The organism is Cryobacterium sp. CAN_C2 (assembly GCF_015751745.1).
Taxonomy (GTDB): domain Bacteria; phylum Actinomycetota; class Actinomycetes; order Actinomycetales; family Microbacteriaceae; genus Cryobacterium.
Genome location: NZ_JADOUX010000017.1, coordinates 25,665 through 42,284 on the forward strand (window position 1 = coordinate 25,665; position 16,620 = coordinate 42,284).

Consider the following 16,620-nt stretch of genomic DNA (forward strand, 5'->3'; position numbering starts at 1 on the left):
CCGCTGAAGGCGCCTGTCACGAGCGGCTTCATCGTTCCACCCTCACTGACAACGAGCCGCGCCAGAGAATCCAGCCCTGAACCGCGAACAGCAGGCACCAGATGCCGATTGCCACTCGGCCGGCCCAGTTCGGTCCGGCTAATGCCGGCATAACCGGGACGAACACAAACACCCCAAGGATCAGCGGCAGGAACCGACCTCCACTTTGCCACACGCCCGCGCGGAGAATCCCTATCCCACCGAGCACGAGGCCCACCGCCGCGATCAGCGTCGGGATGCCGTACACCGCTGTGATCGTGAGGTAAAGCGGGTCGCCCATCATTGCGTCTGCGGCGGTAATCGCGACGAGCTCAAGGATCGTCAACAGGACGAGTCCGCTGACGGCCGTGATTAGCCCACCGCGGGCCAGCTTGGATCGGCCGGCCGCCGTTTGCATCAGCGCCACGAGCAGGAGCGCCATCGTCACGTGCTGCAGAGCGAAGACCAGCTGGGCGATGGTGAACCCCATGCTGCGAAAGGGGTAGCTGAAGCGCTCCGGGGGTACTTCGGGCGGGTAGAAGATCAGCACAGCAGCCCCGACTGCGCCGACGATCCCTCCCCAGAAACCGATCTGGCCAAACCGTGAAAGGTGAAGTCCTCGAGGCCTCGCAAGGGTGTCAGCTGCAGTAACCATGATCGTTTCCTGTCGTGGAATTCTTCGTACCTCAGTGTGCTTGCCACACCTGCCGGACGGCATCAGTGAAAACACGGTACTCACCACCTAGTTGCGCTCGCACGCCGGTCTTACACTGAGCAAATGACGGCACAGCCTGACAACACCGGGGCCGATGTTGAGGCTACGGTTTACGCAGCCAACAAGGCGACAGCGCAGCGCGCCCACGCCGAGGCCGCCGCGCTCTGGAGCCGCGCCATCGCGCTCGCCGCGACTGGCGGCTCCCGTTCGACCGACCTGCTCCTCGGCTTGGCCCGGAGTGCGGCCAGAGCCGGTCACACTGCCGCCGCCTGGCGCGCCTGCAGCGCCGTCGCGGACCTCGCCCGTTTTCGGGCTGACGCCGCAGCGATGGCAGACGCCGCTGTCGTGCTGCGCGGCGTCTATGACTTCGGCCTGCGGGCCCAGATCCACGAACTCTGCACCGAGACCCTTACCCTGCTCGGCGAAAGGGACTCGGTGCGCGCGAACCGGGTGCGCGCCCAGCTCGCCGCAACCGGCAGCCCCTCGGTGGGCAAGCGATTAATCGCCATCGAAGAGGCACTGCCCGATGTCGACAATGCGGATTCGGAGGGCGCGTTTCTCACCCTGCACGCGCTGCAGGGGCAGCGGGTGTGGGTGGGTTATGTCGATGACCGACTCCTCATCGCCGACCGCGCAGTGGAACTCGGTCGGCGGCATGGAAACGACGAGTACCTCGCCTGGGGACTGCTCTGGCGTCTCGACGCGTATTCCCAGCTCGGTCGCCTCGTCGACGTCACCGCCGAACTCGCCGTGCTGACCGCTGTAGTCACGCGGATGCGTGAACCACTCTGGGAATGGCGACTGACGCTCGTTCGCGCTGCGCTTCTGCACCTGGAGGGGCGGTTTGCAGAGGCGCGGATCCGCGCCGATGAGGCGCATCGCATGGCCGATGGATCGGGAGACACGGCAGTCGCCTGGATGCACCTCATCATGACGAGCGACATTGCCGTCCGCACGGGGGAGGGGCTCGAGAATGCCGAATCTGCCGTTCGCGTCATACTCCAGGACGCTCCGTATTTCGCTCGAGGCTGGCTTGCGAGCATTCTCGTGGCCGAGGACCGTCGTTTGGAGGTCGAGTTACTGTGGAAGACGATCCGTCCGCACCTCGCGAATTTTCCCCGGCATAGCGTCGAATGGCTCATCGCGGCCGTCGGCCACGCCCAGATTGCCGTCTACCTCGCAGACCGCGCGGCCGCCTCCGATTTATATGACGACCTCCTCCCGTTCGAACGGATGCAGGCCGTCGCCATCGCCCAGACACCGTCGGCTGGTCCGGTGGCCCTGTACCTCGGTCGGCTCGCGGTGCTGCTGTTCGAAACGGATGCTGCACGTCACCATTTCGACACCGCTCTTGCCCTGGCGGAGGGGCTGGGTTCGCGGCACTTCGCCGAGGAGGCGGCCAGCGAGTTGGCGCGGCTCCGGTCTCTGAATGGGCACGTGGCCCAACCCGGGGTGACTGGTGAACCCGCGCCGAGGCATCCGCTCACCGCTCGCGAAACCGAGGTGGTGTCGCGCGTCGCTGACGGGCTGCGCAACCGGGCCATTGCCGAACGCCTGTTTCTGTCGGAGCGCACCGTCGAGAATCACGTTGCCAACGCGTTGCACAAGCTGGGGCTGGCCTCGCGGTCTGCCCTGACCGCCTGGTACCTAACCGGGCGGTAGGGGTGCCCGGTGGCCGGCTCTGACGCTGTCCACTTCGTCACGAGAAATCTCCAATCGCCAGCGATGAATAGTCGTTCCGAGGACCGATAACAGGCTGTGGCAGATGTGAAGCGCCTTCCCAAGCGTCGCCCGTTGTGCGCGTGTCCTCGGGGTTCCACTGAGCTGTGGTTCGAGCCGGACGAACCCGATCCCTTAGCCTCTGTACTGGTTATTGGCTGGTCTGGCATCAGCTGGCAAGCTGGTCTCGATACTTGCAGGAGTGCGACTCAACTAGCCTTTGGCCGTCCTTCGGAGCCTGCCTTCGGATTGACTTGTCCGCTTCTGCATCGTGTCGGGGCCGGGCTGCGACCCTCGACGTGACTTGATTAGAAGGGCGCCCGAACCCCTCAACGGGTTCGTGACTCATGACAGAGATGTTCGTGAGGAATCCCAGACCGGCATGTATCAACACCCGTATTTTCAATGCGGAAGGAGTCAACGTGACCCTCGTCTCACAAGAATTCGACCACGTCATCGGGGTCGACACTCATGCCAAAACCCACACACTTGTGGTCCTCGACTGCCACGGCGCCAGGCAAACCCGATATGTTCTCAACGAACCCGGCGGGGTTGAAACGCGCTCAGGCGTGGATTTCACGCTCTGCGCAGGGACGCAACCATGCGTTCTCGTCGCGATGGAAGGCACCGACCCGTAGGGTTGAACGCGCGGTGCGCCGAGGCTAACCCGCCGCGATCGCACGCCCGAGCGCGTCACCGGACGCCCACGCCGATGCCACCGAAGACCGGTCACCCCACGCATCCCCGCACACGCCGATCCGGTCGGACAGCAAAAACGGCTCGGGATGCTGCGCGGTGGGCCGCGCAAACGTCCAGCGGTGCGCGAACGACCGGGCGGGTGCATCCGTCAGCGACAACAAGCGGCGCACCGCATCGGTGACCTCGGTGATCGCTCCATCGGGGTCATCGAGATGCTGCCGGGCAAGTGCTGCTGTCGTGTGGGCGACGAGCACGGGCGCACCGTCGCCGCGGCGATCACCATCGTCGGCAAGCGACGTGATCTCCGCCACGTCGTTGACGAACGCGGTGTGGAACGGCTGCCAGTCGCGGGCCGCCCACTCCAGCACGACGGCAATGCTTGGCTCCCAGCCAGAGCCGTCGTTCAACGCATCGTGCAGCGAGGATCCGACGTCGACTAGGCGCCGCGCTTGCGGGTCCGGCATCGCGAGCACGACCGTGTCGTAGAGCTTGCTGTCCGCCTTGCCCGCCGCCACGTGTTCGATCGTGACGCCCTGTTGGATGTCGATGCCAAGCGCAAGGTCCATGACGAGCGAGCGCAAACCATCCGGGGCTGCGTAACGCATCGGACCGCTGCTTAGACGCTGGATGCCATCGGCCCCTGCTACCGCGACCGTGTCAGTCCAAGGTCGTGCGAGTCCCCGCCCGAGCCAATCTGCAACGACGTCACCGAACCGGGTGCCGGGCTTCGCGGTGAAGTATGACGCGCCGAGGTCGACCGTGCGTCCGTTGATCGTGCGGCTCGCCATCCTGCCACCGGGCTTCCGACCACGATCCACGACGCGCGCGACGAGTCCGGCGCTGAGCAGCGCTCGGGCACAGGCGATCCCCGCGATGCCCGCGCCGATGATGAGAACGTGAGGTTGCTGCACCCCTACATCATGTCAGATGGCGCCGACGGTCTTGTGGCCGAGGCTGAAGGGCGCCACCCGAGCAAATTTCAGGGGCTGTGCGCGGTGAATGGTGAGAGCCCGTGGGTGTTCTGCTCCTCGGAACTATCGAGCGCATCCTCCACGCGGCAGCCGGCGCAGTGGCCTGGGGTCCCAGCGATGCTGACGAACTCGCGAGGAGCCGCTTCGCCAAGCACTGGGTGAAGTCGCACGATGATCCACTACTGAGGGCCTGTCTTCTTGGGTTTCAACGGTTTGCGGGTAGAGCTTGTCGATGCAGGCGAACCGGGCGGCTTGTTCCGGCGGATGCGCGACGGTCGCTACAGGGGGGGTATCGAGTTGCGGTGTGACGACCAGAGCCCGTCGAAGATACTAGGTCGGTGCGGAACGGCGCAGGCTCCACTCCACTCCACTGCAGTGCCGCGCGGTGGGCGTCCGCGCGTCGCTTTGCTCTGACCAGTAACGCGCCGAAAACCCGTAATGTGACCAGAATCAGGCCGTACTCGTCCTTCCCGCGAGTATGACTGGGGGCATGAGAATCACGGAAATCCGCGGAATTCAGCCCCAGCGGCGTGCCGACGAATCTACTGAGACGACTTTCGGTTTTTCTTGGTCCGAGTCGAGTATCCCAGCGGCCATGAGCAGGGTCGGGGGCACGCGAGGTGCGTTATGGCATGTCCCGTCTCGTAGTCGGCCCTGGGCATTAATGTGGGACAGCTGATTCTCCAAGGCTTCATCGGCAGCCTGCTGAACCGAAGCTCTGAGGCACATCCGGGGTCATCCAATCCTTTAGGTTGGTGCGCCATCTACGCAGACGGCCGAGCTTCAGTGGAGCCGGATCGCGCCGCAATGAGGCTCCGAGCCGTATTTCCAGCTCCTGAGCCGGTTGCGCTCCGCGGCTGGCAGCGTACCCGTCATGATCTCTTCCAGCGAGGACGGGGTGAAAGCTCTACTGCGGAACCCCATAGAGGCCGGAATCATGGACTTCGCCGCGAATGTCGCCTGCTGCCGGAGCGGCATTTGTTGGGCGTAATGAGGCCAGGGCGGGTTCGGCATCTGGCGTGACTTCTCCATGCAGCCGAGTTCGTCGATCTATGCGGCTATCGGCATAGGTCGGCCTTGATGATCGCAACCTGACCTCCACGAAGGCGACAGTCACGGGAGGGCGGGTGGTACTCGGCGCACCCATGGGAGCCCGTGGACCGGTTTCGCCCGGCCACGGGTCGAGGGCAACTAGCGCTGGGTGAATACCCTGCGCGCAACGATCAGGCTCGCAAGCGATAGCACCCCGATGGCGACCAGGTAGAATCCTGGCACGAGCAACGACCCGGTGGCCGCGATCAGGGCGGTCAGAATAAACGGTGCGAAGCCGCCGAACACCGTCACGCCGATGTTGTAGCCGAGCGACATGCCCGTGGTACGTACCTGCACCGGGAAAACGGCTGTCATGAGGGCCGGGAGCGGCGCGAAATAGCCCGTGGCCAGCACCCCGAGAACGAGCTCAATAAAAATCATGGTGAACAGTGTCGGGCTCGCATTGATCAGAATGAACAACGGGATCCCGAGTGCGACCGTGCCGACTGCCGACCACGTCATGACGCGGGCTGGTCCCACGGCGTCTGAGAGACGGCCGATGAAGGGTGACCCGAATGCCATCACGGTACCGAACACGAGCGTGGAGACGAAGGCAGCCTGAACCGGGATTCCCAGGTTGACGACCGCGTAGGTGGGCATGTAGAGCGCGGTGTAGATGCTCACCGAGGCGAGGGCCACCACGCCCACCATCGTCCAGAGCCGACGGCCGTGTATCGCGAAGGTGTCTTTGAGCGGTGACTTTGACGGCTCCATCGCGAGAAACTCGGGGGTGTCCTGCATCTTCGAGCGGATGTACCAGCCAACCGGTCCGATCAGAAGCGCGAAGATAAACGGCACGCGCCAGCCCCAGCTGTCGAGACTCTGCGCGCTCAAGTAGGTATTCAGAAAGAACCCGAATAGTCCTGCGAGGAGCATCGCTGCACCCTGTGTCGCCACTTGCCAACTGCCGTAAAACGCCTTGCGGTTGGGCGCGTACTCAATGAGAAATGCGGTGGCAGTGCCGAATTCGCCGCCGGCCGCGAATCCCTGCAGCAAACGAGCTACGAGAATGATGATCGCGGCCGTCACGCCGATCGTCGCGGCGGTGGGGGCGAGCACGATCATGAGAGTGCCCAGGAACATGAGCGTGATCGACACCATCATCCCCGCCTTGCGGCCGGCCTTGTCGGCATAACGCCCAATGACGACCCCACCAAGCGGACGCATGATGAACGAGATTCCGAACGAACCGAAGGCCAGCAACAGCGACGCCGTCGCATCCGTTGTGGGGAAGAAGAGCCGTGAAATCGTCACCGCGAACGTGCCGTACACGATTACATCGAACCACTCGAGCCCGTTCCCGATCGAGGCCGCAATCACGGCTTTTCGCGCTTGCCTCGTGCGTTCATCCAGCTCAGGTCCTGCCAGCGGAGCCGGCGCCTCGGCCTGAATGGTGGGTTTGCTATCAGTCATCAGATCTCTTTCGTTCGGAGCAGAAGAAAACGAAGCGCGCTGAGGCGCCGCAATTAGTCGAGCGAGAGGCGCGCGGCCAGGGCCAGCATGAATTCCTCACAGGCCTGGATTTGGGTGAGCTCCACATACTCGTCGGCGGTGTGCCCTTGCTTGATGCTGCCGGGCCCGCAGACGACGGTGTCGATCCCGGCGAGCTGGAACAGTCCGCCCTCCGTGCCGTAGCCGACGGCGTCTTCTGCGGTGTTTCCCGTGAGCGTTTGCGCGAGTCGCAGCGCCGCACCCTCACCGTCGGCACTCAACGAGGGCACGGCTCCAATAACATCGAAGCGGATGTCGGCGGCAGCATCCTCCTTCCGCATCGCGTCGAGCAGGTCGCCGAGAACAAACGCCTTGATGCGCTTGATCACCTCGGCCGGATCTACACTGGGAATCGTTCGGAACTCAAACTCAAACGCGCATCGTTCGGCCACCGTGTTCACTGCCACGCCGCCCTCGATCACTCCCACGTTGGCGGTGGTGTGCGGAACCTCGAACCGTACGTCGAAGGGCCCCTCCGCCTGGTGTTCGTCGGCGATCTGCCGAATGAAGCTGATCGCGCGTGCCGCGTATTCAATGGCGTTCACGCCGTTTGGAGTGTTTGACGAATGCGACGCGAGCCCGGTGAAGATGACCCGGTAGAGGTGGCTGCTTTTGTGTGCCGATACCGCGCGCATATTTGTGGGCTCACCGACGAAACACATGTCAGGACTGATTCCTCGCGAGGTGAGCTCCTGGATCAGGGAGAGTGCGCCGTGACAGCCCACCTCTTCGTCGTACGTGAAGGCTAGGTGCAGTGGCGCACTGAGGCGGTGTCCCAGAAATTCCGGGAGCATGCCGAGGACCACGCCGCTGAATGCCTTCATGTCAGCCGTCCCACGGCCGTAGAGCCGGTCATCGCGGATCTCGGCGGCGAACGGGTCGCTGCTCCACTCCTGCCCGTCCACGGGAACCGTGTCGGTGTGGCCGGCGAGCATGACCCCGCCGGTGACGGAGCCGTCGTCGGCGGGGATGGTGACGAACAGGTTGGCTTTAGTGCCGTCGACGTTCGGCACGAGCACTGGTTCGAGCTTGAAACGGACGAGCTCCTGCCTGATCACATCGATCAACTCAAGATTGGAGTTGCGGCTCGTGGTGTCGTAAGAGATGAGGGTAGTTGCCCACTGGATGGAGGTGCTGGTCAAGGTCGTGGTCATGGTGTCCTTAGATGGTGAAATTGAACAGGGCAGGGTGTCTTCCGGAAGTTGCAGGCGACGCCCACGTTGGTCATCCACGACTAGCAAATCTAGGACACGGCTGTTACAGCGGGGTTACTTCGACGTTTCTGGGAGGCCCGATGTGTTGCTGACAGCGGATCAGATGCCGACCCTGCGATAGTGCTGGGCAACGGCAGTCCCGCCATAGGTGGTGACGGAAACGATGGTCTCGCTCACTGCCCGCAGCCGAACAGGGCCAACACTGCCACGCCTCAGCGCGACAACAGGTGCGAACACCTTTTTCATGGAGTCTCCCTTGAGTCCGCGACGATCATTGCCGACAGCATCGTTTGCGGACGGTACCTCTCTTCGTTCAACTAAACCTGAGGTACACAAACAATGTCAATGATCGGCCACAGAATAGAAAACCACTGTCGCCTTTTTCTCCGCGCGCGTTACTGGTCTACTTTTCAACGAGCGTCGACACCGTGGGTCGCAGCAGGAAGGACCGGGCTGACCGCGTATTCGGGGGGGGCGTACCCGCCCCGCGGAGGAACGGATAGCTGCTCGGTAGTTGGGGCGCAGGCACTCATGTACTGCACTCCACCGAACCTTGAGGATCCCTATGGAAACCACCGCCATCGCCGCTTGGACATTCGTCGCCGAAGCCCCTATCCCGACCGATGTCGAGCCCATGCTGGTGCCCGGCGAACACCCCATCGCGGCCTACAAGACCTTCCGTGACAGCGCAGACTTCACGAACAAGCGCCTTATCGTGCGGGATGCGCAGGGCATCACGGGTAAGAAAGTGGAGCTGTATTCGCTGCCCTATTCACGGGGAAACATGTGGTCCTCCGAGAACGCCGGCACGCTTGACTTCAACGCTGAACTCGAGCTCTGGACCCGTGCGGGTCACATCAAGATCAAGGTGGGCAAGGGAGTTGACGTGCGTAAACTCGACCAGCTGATCGCACAGGTCGTGCTCGCTGCGGATTGAACCGTCTATGGGATACCGAAGACTGGGTGTGCGGATCAGCGCGACGATGATCACGCGAGCAACGTTGAAAACCTTGGCTTCGAGTACGTGATGGTCCCGGACTCTGCAGACGACAGACTCTTCGTGGAACTGTCGCGCTACGGGGCGGATCGCACGGAAGCTGGCGATGCACTCGACATCGCGAATAAAACGGATGGAGAAGACTCGGTGTTTGCGGATACCAGCCGATTCTTGGTCGGGTTCGCGGCTCTCGCCTACTGTCGCACTTTTCTCCCAATCGAAGGTACGAAAGCCGTTGACGCACCACACCGCTATCAACAGCAGACGCCGGCCCCGCCAACGCAGCCATGTCACCAACCGATATCCCTATCGCGGTCGAATAGGGCCCGCCGCAAAGGGTCGGTCCCGGGTTCAAGTCCCGGCTGACCTACTCGAAAAAACTTCCTGATCACCATGTTTTATTCTCAATAATGGGTCGGGATTTGATGATCCACCATTGACTCTTGGGTTGAAGTTTCGCTCAAAGTCGTTGAAACATGCTTTGATCAAGGATTCTTATCTTCGCAAGACGCGCGAAATTTGATCCATTCACCGTTTATTGACCGTTCATTGCGAGCCGAGCGTCTGCTTCGGTTGCCCCACTGAACTGATGAGTCCGACACGAATAACTGGAGGGATTCTGCAATTCCACAGCGTTGGGCCCCGTTAGTCGGATTGGTTCGCGAGCCACTCGTAGACTCCTTCGTAGTTGACGTATGTCGTTTAGGGTGGATTGATGGACGCCGACATCAACTTCTATTTCGACCCAGTTTGTCCGTTCGCCTGGATGACCAGCAAGTGGGTGCGGCAGGTGCAGGCGCAGCGCGATTACACCGTGGACTGGCGGTTCATCTCGTTGCGTCTGATCAACGCCGAGGTCGACTATGACGCGCATTTTCCGCCCGAGTACGAGGCTGGACACACTGCCGGGCTCCGGCTCCTGCGGGTGGCGGCCCGGGCACGCGCGGAGCATGGTCGCGAGTCGATGGCTCAGTTGTACGCGGCGTTCGGGGCGCACATCTTCGACGCCGCCCCAGACCCGGGCAACAACAGCACCGACGGCCAGGTGCGTGAGCGCCGCGGGACGCGTGAGTTCGTGGAACCGATTCTGTCCGAGGCTGGCCTGCCCCTCGCACTGGCGGAGGCTCTCGACGACGAGTCCTGGGACCTCGAGATCCGGCAGGAGACTGACGAGGCGCTCGAGCTGACAGGTAAGGACGTGGGCACGCCCATCATCCACTTCGAGCCACCGGCCGGTGTGGCCTTCTTCGGGCCGGTGATCAGCCGGCTGCCACGCGATGACGCGGCCGCCGAGTTGTGGGACCACGTGGTCGGTCTGGCACGCTTCCCTGGTTTCGCCGAGCTCAAACGAAGCCTGCGGGAGCAGCCACAGCTTGCAGCGTTCGGAGTCGACGCCGATACGGTCGGTCAGCAGGAGGACTGGCATGGCGGCAGCCGGCGGCAGAAAAATGACCGATCTGTGAGGACAGACTGATGAGTGAGACAAACATCCGCCGTCACCAGGAATCTGTCATGGTCGAGGCGTCAGCCGAAACGCTCTACGACATGGTCTCCGACATCACCCGCACCGGCGAGTGGAGCCCCGTCTGTACGACGTGCTGGTGGGACGACGAAGCCAAGGCTGGTCAGGTTGGTGCCTGGTTCACCGGGCGCAATGAGCTCCCGCACCGGACCTGGGAGACCCGATCGCAGGTGGAGGTGGCCGAGCGCGGTCGCAAGTTCGCCTGGGTGGTGGGTGGCAGCTTCGTTCGTTGGGGCTTCACCCTCACCCCAGCGGATACGGGGACGATCCTCAGCGAGTACTGGGAGTTCCTGCCGGGCGGGATCGCCATGTTCGAGGAGAAGTTCGGTGACCAAGCAGACTTTCAGATCACTGACCGCACCCAGCAGGCGCTCGACGGCATCCCGAAGACGCTCGCCGCGATCAAGCAGATCGCCGAATCCATCGCTGCAAGTGAGGAGGCCCGGTCATGACGGGCTTACTCGGGGCGTCCGGACCGTGGACGTCCCCGCATGGCAGGCCGTGGTCAACGTGGCGGCCCGCAGCAATGTCCGCACCCGGTTCGCCTTCGATGACTTGACCGGGAAAACCGTCTACCGTTGTCTCACCCTCGACTACGAGGACAGCGGCATGATCGGCCTGATCGAAGCCCGGGAGCAGAGTGCCCCGCAGCCTGTGCACGCCTGGGAAAACCGATGAAGGAGAAAAAAATGAGCTACGCACACACCATCACTGTCTCCCTGCCCTACGGAGAAGCAGTAACCCGGACCCGTGAAGCCCTCTCAGGGCAGGGCTTCGGCGTGCTGTCCGAAATCGATGTCCGCGCCACCCTTGAGGCCAAACTCGGGTCCGACGCTGGGCAGGGTCTGGGCGACTACCTTATCCTGGGGGTCTGCAATCCTGCCCTGGCGCAGAAAGCTCTCGTCGCGGATCCGGACATGGGACTGCTCCTGCCCTGCAACGTCGTCATTAGACGTGGACCGGACACCGGCACCACCGTCATCCAAACCATCGACCCGCAGACTATGGTGCAGCTTAGCGACGTTCCGGCTGTCTCCGAAGTCGCCTCGGATGCCGATCACAGACTCCTCGCTGCCCTGAAGGAACTCGAAACCGCCTGAGACCCGGCAAACGTGCGGCGACGGGCCGGCTGCGGAGATTGAGTACGGTTGAAGGCGTTACGGCCCTGGAGCGTGCCGGCCACTGTGCGGTGCTGGCGGCGTGGTTAGTCATGTGGTGCCTGGCTAGCCGGGGCTTTTTTGGCGGAAGTCACCGGGCTGCTGACTTGCCGTGCGGTCAATAAGCGTAGCCCGGAGCAGGGTTCTGGCCGGCCACGCTGTCCTCCGGCGGGAAGTCGGCTGGAGTACTCGTTGAAGGCGGTGGCCGGCGCCGTTATAGGCCCTGGCCGCGGATCGCGCGCCAGTCCTGGTTCTTCGAGAGGAGACCAAGCAGAGCAGACTGGCCTGGAGCCATCGTGTGATGTGTCTTTCGGTGACGAACTTTGAACGGCTCTCACTGACCATCGCACGCTGGACCACGACATGGGAAAACCACCACTCATACCCGGGGAAGTACACCCGAAGGGACGCAGCCCTCCCCAAGTTGTGTCCCCGACCGAAAGCACCAGCAATGCTTGGCATTATTTTTGCTGCCTGATGGACTTATGCCTAGAACTTGAAACGGATGCCGGCCCCTGTCCGGAAATCCCGAACGGTCAACGTCGGGTTGATATTCAACTGCGGGGAGCTCGTGGTGGCTTGACGGGAATAAGACCATCAGGTCAATTGACAGTGATAAACCCGTCAGGGATTCTGAAGGTGATAAAACCTTCGTAAGGAGATTGTCGTGGCGGCACGGACCGCCGCACCTTCGACTTTGTCACCGCGAAAAATGCCGTGGAGATTTTTGGGCACGGCATTACGATCCTGTCGGAGTCAGCGCCATTTGACCTCATCAGCAACCGCAGCAGGGCCGCGCGGCGGCGCAACTTCTTCGCCGAGCTCCTTCCTGAGGGCATCGCGCTCGACAATCTTGCCGCCGAGATCAGAGTGTCCACCGACGACATCATCGCTCTGCTGGCCCAGTTCGGTCGGGGCGTCGCTGGTGCCATTCAGGTTTACGATCCTGAGGCGCCGGGGGAGCCGTGCACGCCTGCCCTCGCCCCCGTCGACGCGGCCGAGGTCGGAAGGATGCTGGCCAACACCCAGGCCGCTCCTCTTGACAACCGGCCGAAGTCCGGCCGCACCTCTCTGGCCGGTGTGCAGGGCAAGATCGTGCCCGCTCGGCAGAATAATCACTGGTTCCAGGTTCTCGAGGGGCATCCGTCGACCCAGATCGTGAAGCCGCAGTCGGTGCGCTACCCGACCATCACGTTCGACGAGGGGTACGGCGGCAAAGTGTCACTCAAACGAGTAGCGGATGTCGTGGGGCGCGACGGCGACCGGGCCTCCGTTGAACAGCTCCTCCGACTCCTGACTCTCTCGCAGGCCGTGGGTAACCTCGACATGCACGGTAAGAACATCAGCACGCTCCACTTCCCAGACGGCAATATCAGAATCACCCCGCCCTATGCGGCCACCGTACAGGGTACAAATTTAGCGGCAGTGTAAGGCGGTCTCCCAGCTCTCGGAGGAAGATGAAATTTGATCGAATCAATCTTTATCTATTTTTCCTACTATCCAGTAATAGGGCCGCGGCTCAGAAAAAACTTCGACAGCACGCAAAGAGGATGACATGAGACCAATCGAGTTTTTTCTGCTCGCAGTACTTGTTTTGTACACTTTTGTCCTCGCGATTCACTTCACGAGTTCGAAGCAAAAGCCTGCGCGCGGAAGACTATCGCGCATGATGGTCCTCGCATATATCGGCTTGCTTGCATATTCGGGTTGTGTTCTCCTGCCAGCGTCATTTGCCAATCTGCCCTAGTTCAGACAGGAATATGTGCTCCGTCTGCGAACCTAGCTAGGTGACGGCAGGCCGTTGTTGCACGATAGTCAGGCGCCCCGCGCTGCGAACTTGGGTGATGCTACGACGGCTTGCGGCCCTGCGAACGTCCACTTGAGTTGTCCCCGCCCGACCGGTGTGGAATGACAACCTGGACTGTGGAAGCTGTCTTGGGATGCCAAGAAATGCACCTTCCTACCCGCACGAGAAGCCGTCGTCGCCCTTGGGCACTGTGATCCGAAGCCCAGTCGCGTCTCATCAGCGTTGATCGTCACGCTGTTTCTCCGTATGGGCGAGACGCTAGGAGTCGGTGCCGGTTTCGAGGATGGTGCCGTTGAAGGTGAGCCGGTCGACGATCGCTGCACACAGCCTGGGGTCGGTGAAGGTCTTCGTCCATCCGGAGAAGGATTCGTTAGAGGTAATCGCGATGGAGCTGTTCTCTTCTCTCTCGGTGAGGACCTGAAAGAGCAGTTCGGGAGGGTGTCCGATGGTCTGTGTAAGGGGTTGCGGATCCAACTGAAGGATTGTGAAAATCATGGTCATGGCATCGGATCGTAAAGAACTACGTAAGTCACCGAAGTCCCCGTCGCAGCGTGCGGCGGCCGACGCGATCCAAGAGCTGCGCGATAGCGGTGCCTTGGACGGATTGTTCGCGAAGATCGACGCCGGACAGCTGCAACTCACCGGCGAGGGCGGCTTCATCCCTGGCCTAATCAAGGCAGCCTTGGAGGGCGGCTTGCGAGCCGAGCTGACCGAGCACCTCGGCTACGAGAAGGGCAACCCCGAGGCGCGTCTCTATTCGAATTCGCGTAACGGAACATCGCCCAAGACGGTCTCGACGGAGGTCGGTGACCTCGAGCTTGACATCCCCAGAGACCGCAGTGGGAGCTTCATCCCTCGCCTGGTGCCCAAGGGTGAGCGGCGCCTGGGCGGCCTCGACGACATGAACATTTCGCTCTATACCGGCGGGATGACGATCCGCGATATTCAAACGCATCTGATCAACACGATCGGTACGGACCTCTCTCGTGAGACGATCTCCAAAATCACGGACGAGGTCCTCGACGCCGTTCTGGAGTGGCCGCAGCGGCCATTGGAGGTCCTCTACCCGGTCATCTACCTGGACGCTCTGATCGTGAAGATCCGTGATGGCGCGCACGTGCGCAACAAGGCCGCGCACATCGCTGTCGGCGTTGACATGGACGGGATCAAGCACGTGTTGGGCATCTGGGTGCAGCAGAGTGAAGGCGCCAAGTTCTGGGCCGGCATCTGCTCCGAGCTCGCTAACCGCGGCGTGAAGGACGTCCTCATCGTCTGCTGCGACGGCTTGACCGGATTCCCTGAAGCGATCGAAGCGACGTGGCCGAGCACGACCGTTCAGACGTGTGTTGTGCACCTGCTGCGGGCGAGCATGCGCTTTGTGAACTATAAAGACCGCAAGAAGGTCGCGACCGCCTTGAAGCCGATCTATACGGCCGTCAACGCCGACGCCGCCCTCGACGAACTGGCCGCCTTCGCGGCCACCGACCTTGGCCTGAGGTATCCGGCGACGGTGAAAACGTTCGAAGATGCGCGGGAACGATTCACCCCGTTCCTCGCGTTCCCGCCGGAACTGCGCCGGGTGATCTACACGACGAACAGCATCGAATCGCTCAACGTCCAGCTCTGCAAGGTGACCAAGAACCGCGGCCACTTTCCCAGCGATGACGCCGCGATCAAGATGCTCTGGCTGGCCATTTGCAATATTGAAGACAAACGCGCCCGCGAACGAGCGAAGGAACGAGGCCGCACCCGAGAGACCAAACGCAAAGCCGAAGGCCGCCTCGTCGAAGGCCAAGTCACCACGAACTGGAAGCAAGCCCTCAGCCAACTCGCCTTAGCCTACCCAGACCGAATCAACCCCCACCTCTAACCAAATTCACAACACTTACACAAAAGACTTGACGCCATGCAGCCTCGTACGGTCAAGTCATCTCGGTCAATGTGATCGAAACCACACCAAATCAGTTCGCGCGCCGGAGAATATAGGAGCGCCGCCGACCGGCGGCAAGAAAAGGAGGATGCATCATGACCGAGTTCACTGCACACCACGGACTCTTCAAGGACACCAACCTGCATGTCGATGACACCGGCGGAACCGGGCGCCCGGTCGTCCTCATCCACGGCTGGCCGCTGTCCGGGGAATCCTGGAAAGGCCAGGTCCCCGCCTTCGCCGGCGCCGGCTACCGCGTCATCACCTATGACCGCCGCGGATTCGGCCGCAGCGACAAGCCCCATACCGGCTACACCTACGACACCCTCACCGAGGACCTCCACACACTGCTTGTCCAACTCGACTTGAACGACGTCACCCTCGTCGGCTTCTCCATGGGCGGCGGAGAGGTGGCCCGCTACTTCACCAAGTACGGCACCGAACGCTTGCACTCCGTGGTCTTCGCCTCGGCGGTCCCGCCGTACCTCCTGACCGCAGTCGACAACCCGGACGGCCCTCTCTCGCCTGCTGCAGCGGCGAAGATGGCCGCGGCGCTGACCGCGAACGAGGAGGAATTCTATGACGACTTCACGACCCAGTTCTTCTCCGTCGACGGCGAGCTGAGGGTCACGGAGGCCGAGCGCCAGGAGGCCTTGCAGATCGCACTGCAATCCGACAAGACCGCCGCTTTGGCGTGCATGACCGCGTTCGGTACGACCGACTTCCGCGACGACCTCCCGAAGGTCACCGTGCCCACGCTCGTCATCCACGGCGGAGGCGACGGCGTCGTGCCGTTCGAGGGATCCGGCGCGCGAACGCACACCGCCATTGCGCACAGCGAGCTGTACGTGGTTGCCGGCGCGCCCCACGGTGTCACCGTCAGCCACACCGAGGAATGGAACCGAATCGTCCTCGACTTTCTTTCGAAGTAGCAAGCTGGCGGCGGCAGCGCCGCCCCGCCAGCACGGCATCCGCGCGTGATCTTTGCGCAAGCGCAGCTGCGGTGTCCTGCCATCCCCGACGGCACGGCAGCTGCGCTTTCTCGTTCACCCGCTCCCGGATGGTGCATCTTCGGCGACTCGTGGACCTCAAGATCTCTATCGGAGGGCGCTCAAATCGTCGCCATAATCGCCCGTCACTTGCGTGACGCCGGCAGGGCTGCCGCACCGCGTGGTAGTTGATGCGTGACCGGTTGGTGCAGAGCCGGCCGCTGTGCAGCGGTTGTTGACGTGGTAGAGCCACTAGCGAAGCCGACAACTCGACGGACTCTAGTAGAGGCTCCAAGAAC

General features: G+C 62.3%; 16 protein-coding genes. 10 read left to right on the forward strand and 6 right to left on the reverse strand.

Annotated features, from left to right (window positions below):
- Nucleotides 1–28: 28 nt before the first annotated feature.
- Nucleotides 29–568, reverse strand: a complete 540-nt coding sequence (locus IWX77_RS13140) for a hypothetical protein (protein WP_196844969.1) — start codon at nucleotides 566–568, stop codon at nucleotides 29–31.
- Between the two features lie 228 nt (nucleotides 569–796).
- Between IWX77_RS13140 and IWX77_RS13145 the strand changes: the two genes are divergently transcribed.
- Nucleotides 797–2,395, forward strand: coding sequence for a response regulator transcription factor (locus IWX77_RS13145; RefSeq protein WP_196844970.1), 1,599 nt, complete (start codon nucleotides 797–799; stop codon nucleotides 2,393–2,395).
- A gap of 479 nt (nucleotides 2,396–2,874) precedes the next feature.
- A complete protein-coding gene (locus IWX77_RS13150) occupies nucleotides 2,875–3,090 on the forward strand; it encodes a hypothetical protein (RefSeq protein WP_196844971.1) in 216 nt (71 codons plus the stop codon).
- Between the two features lie 24 nt (nucleotides 3,091–3,114).
- Here IWX77_RS13150 and IWX77_RS13155 read toward each other — a convergent pair whose 3' ends face one another.
- The 4 genes from IWX77_RS13155 to IWX77_RS13170 all read right to left on the reverse strand — a co-directional run bounded on the left by IWX77_RS13155 (nucleotide 3,115) and on the right by IWX77_RS13170 (nucleotide 8,165).
- On the reverse strand, nucleotides 3,115–4,062 hold the full coding sequence (locus tag IWX77_RS13155; protein ID WP_196844972.1) for an NAD(P)/FAD-dependent oxidoreductase: 948 nt from the start codon (nucleotides 4,060–4,062) through the stop codon (nucleotides 3,115–3,117).
- 1,251 nt (nucleotides 4,063–5,313) lie between these two features.
- On the reverse strand, nucleotides 5,314–6,627 hold the full coding sequence (locus tag IWX77_RS13160) for an MFS transporter (protein WP_196844973.1): 1,314 nt from the start codon (nucleotides 6,625–6,627) through the stop codon (nucleotides 5,314–5,316).
- A 53-nt stretch (nucleotides 6,628–6,680) separates the two neighbouring features.
- Entirely contained in the window at nucleotides 6,681–7,859 is a 1,179-nt protein-coding gene (gene argE / locus IWX77_RS13165) for an acetylornithine deacetylase (RefSeq protein WP_196844974.1), read from the reverse strand.
- A gap of 159 nt (nucleotides 7,860–8,018) precedes the next feature.
- A complete protein-coding gene (locus IWX77_RS13170) occupies nucleotides 8,019–8,165 on the reverse strand; it encodes a hypothetical protein (protein WP_196844975.1) in 147 nt (48 codons plus the stop codon).
- Between the two features lie 319 nt (nucleotides 8,166–8,484).
- On the opposite strand from IWX77_RS13170, the gene IWX77_RS13175 reads away from it, so the two are divergent.
- The 6 genes from IWX77_RS13175 to IWX77_RS13200 all read left to right on the forward strand — a co-directional run bounded on the left by IWX77_RS13175 (nucleotide 8,485) and on the right by IWX77_RS13200 (nucleotide 13,026).
- On the forward strand, nucleotides 8,485–8,856 hold the full coding sequence (locus IWX77_RS13175; RefSeq protein ID WP_196844976.1) for a PH domain-containing protein: 372 nt from the start codon (nucleotides 8,485–8,487) through the stop codon (nucleotides 8,854–8,856).
- A gap of 775 nt (nucleotides 8,857–9,631) precedes the next feature.
- Nucleotides 9,632–10,390, forward strand: coding sequence for a mycothiol-dependent nitroreductase Rv2466c family protein (locus tag IWX77_RS13180; RefSeq protein ID WP_196844977.1), 759 nt, complete (start codon nucleotides 9,632–9,634; stop codon nucleotides 10,388–10,390).
- Complete coding sequence (locus IWX77_RS13185; protein ID WP_196844978.1) at nucleotides 10,390–10,890, forward strand: SRPBCC family protein; 501 nt, start codon at nucleotides 10,390–10,392, stop codon at nucleotides 10,888–10,890. The genes IWX77_RS13180 and IWX77_RS13185 overlap by 1 nt, the downstream gene beginning before the upstream one ends.
- The gene (locus IWX77_RS13190; protein WP_327012211.1) at nucleotides 10,871–11,116 is read left to right on the forward strand and encodes a multicopper oxidase domain-containing protein; all 246 of its coding nucleotides are present in this window, start codon (nucleotides 10,871–10,873) and stop codon (nucleotides 11,114–11,116) included. The genes IWX77_RS13185 and IWX77_RS13190 overlap by 20 nt, the downstream gene beginning before the upstream one ends.
- An 11-nt stretch (nucleotides 11,117–11,127) precedes the next feature.
- The gene (locus IWX77_RS13195; protein ID WP_196844980.1) at nucleotides 11,128–11,538 is read left to right on the forward strand and encodes a DUF302 domain-containing protein; all 411 of its coding nucleotides are present in this window, start codon (nucleotides 11,128–11,130) and stop codon (nucleotides 11,536–11,538) included.
- A 774-nt stretch (nucleotides 11,539–12,312) separates the two neighbouring features.
- The gene (locus IWX77_RS13200; protein WP_196844981.1) at nucleotides 12,313–13,026 is read left to right on the forward strand and encodes a HipA domain-containing protein; all 714 of its coding nucleotides are present in this window, start codon (nucleotides 12,313–12,315) and stop codon (nucleotides 13,024–13,026) included.
- 634 nt (nucleotides 13,027–13,660) lie between these two features.
- Here IWX77_RS13200 and IWX77_RS13205 read toward each other — a convergent pair.
- Nucleotides 13,661–13,903 carry an ATP-binding protein gene (locus IWX77_RS13205; protein WP_334353673.1) on the reverse strand — a complete coding sequence of 81 codons (243 nt, stop codon included), beginning with the start codon at nucleotides 13,901–13,903 and terminating at the stop codon, nucleotides 13,661–13,663.
- On the opposite strand from IWX77_RS13205, the gene IWX77_RS13210 reads away from it, so the two are divergent.
- A complete protein-coding gene (locus IWX77_RS13210) occupies nucleotides 13,896–15,272 on the forward strand; it encodes an IS256 family transposase (protein ID WP_442784474.1) in 1,377 nt (458 codons plus the stop codon). The two genes, IWX77_RS13205 and IWX77_RS13210, sit on opposite strands and share 8 nt — an antisense overlap.
- A 155-nt stretch (nucleotides 15,273–15,427) precedes the next feature.
- A complete protein-coding gene (locus tag IWX77_RS13215) occupies nucleotides 15,428–16,264 on the forward strand; it encodes an alpha/beta fold hydrolase (protein ID WP_196844983.1) in 837 nt (278 codons plus the stop codon).
- Nucleotides 16,265–16,620: the final 356 nt, after the last annotated feature.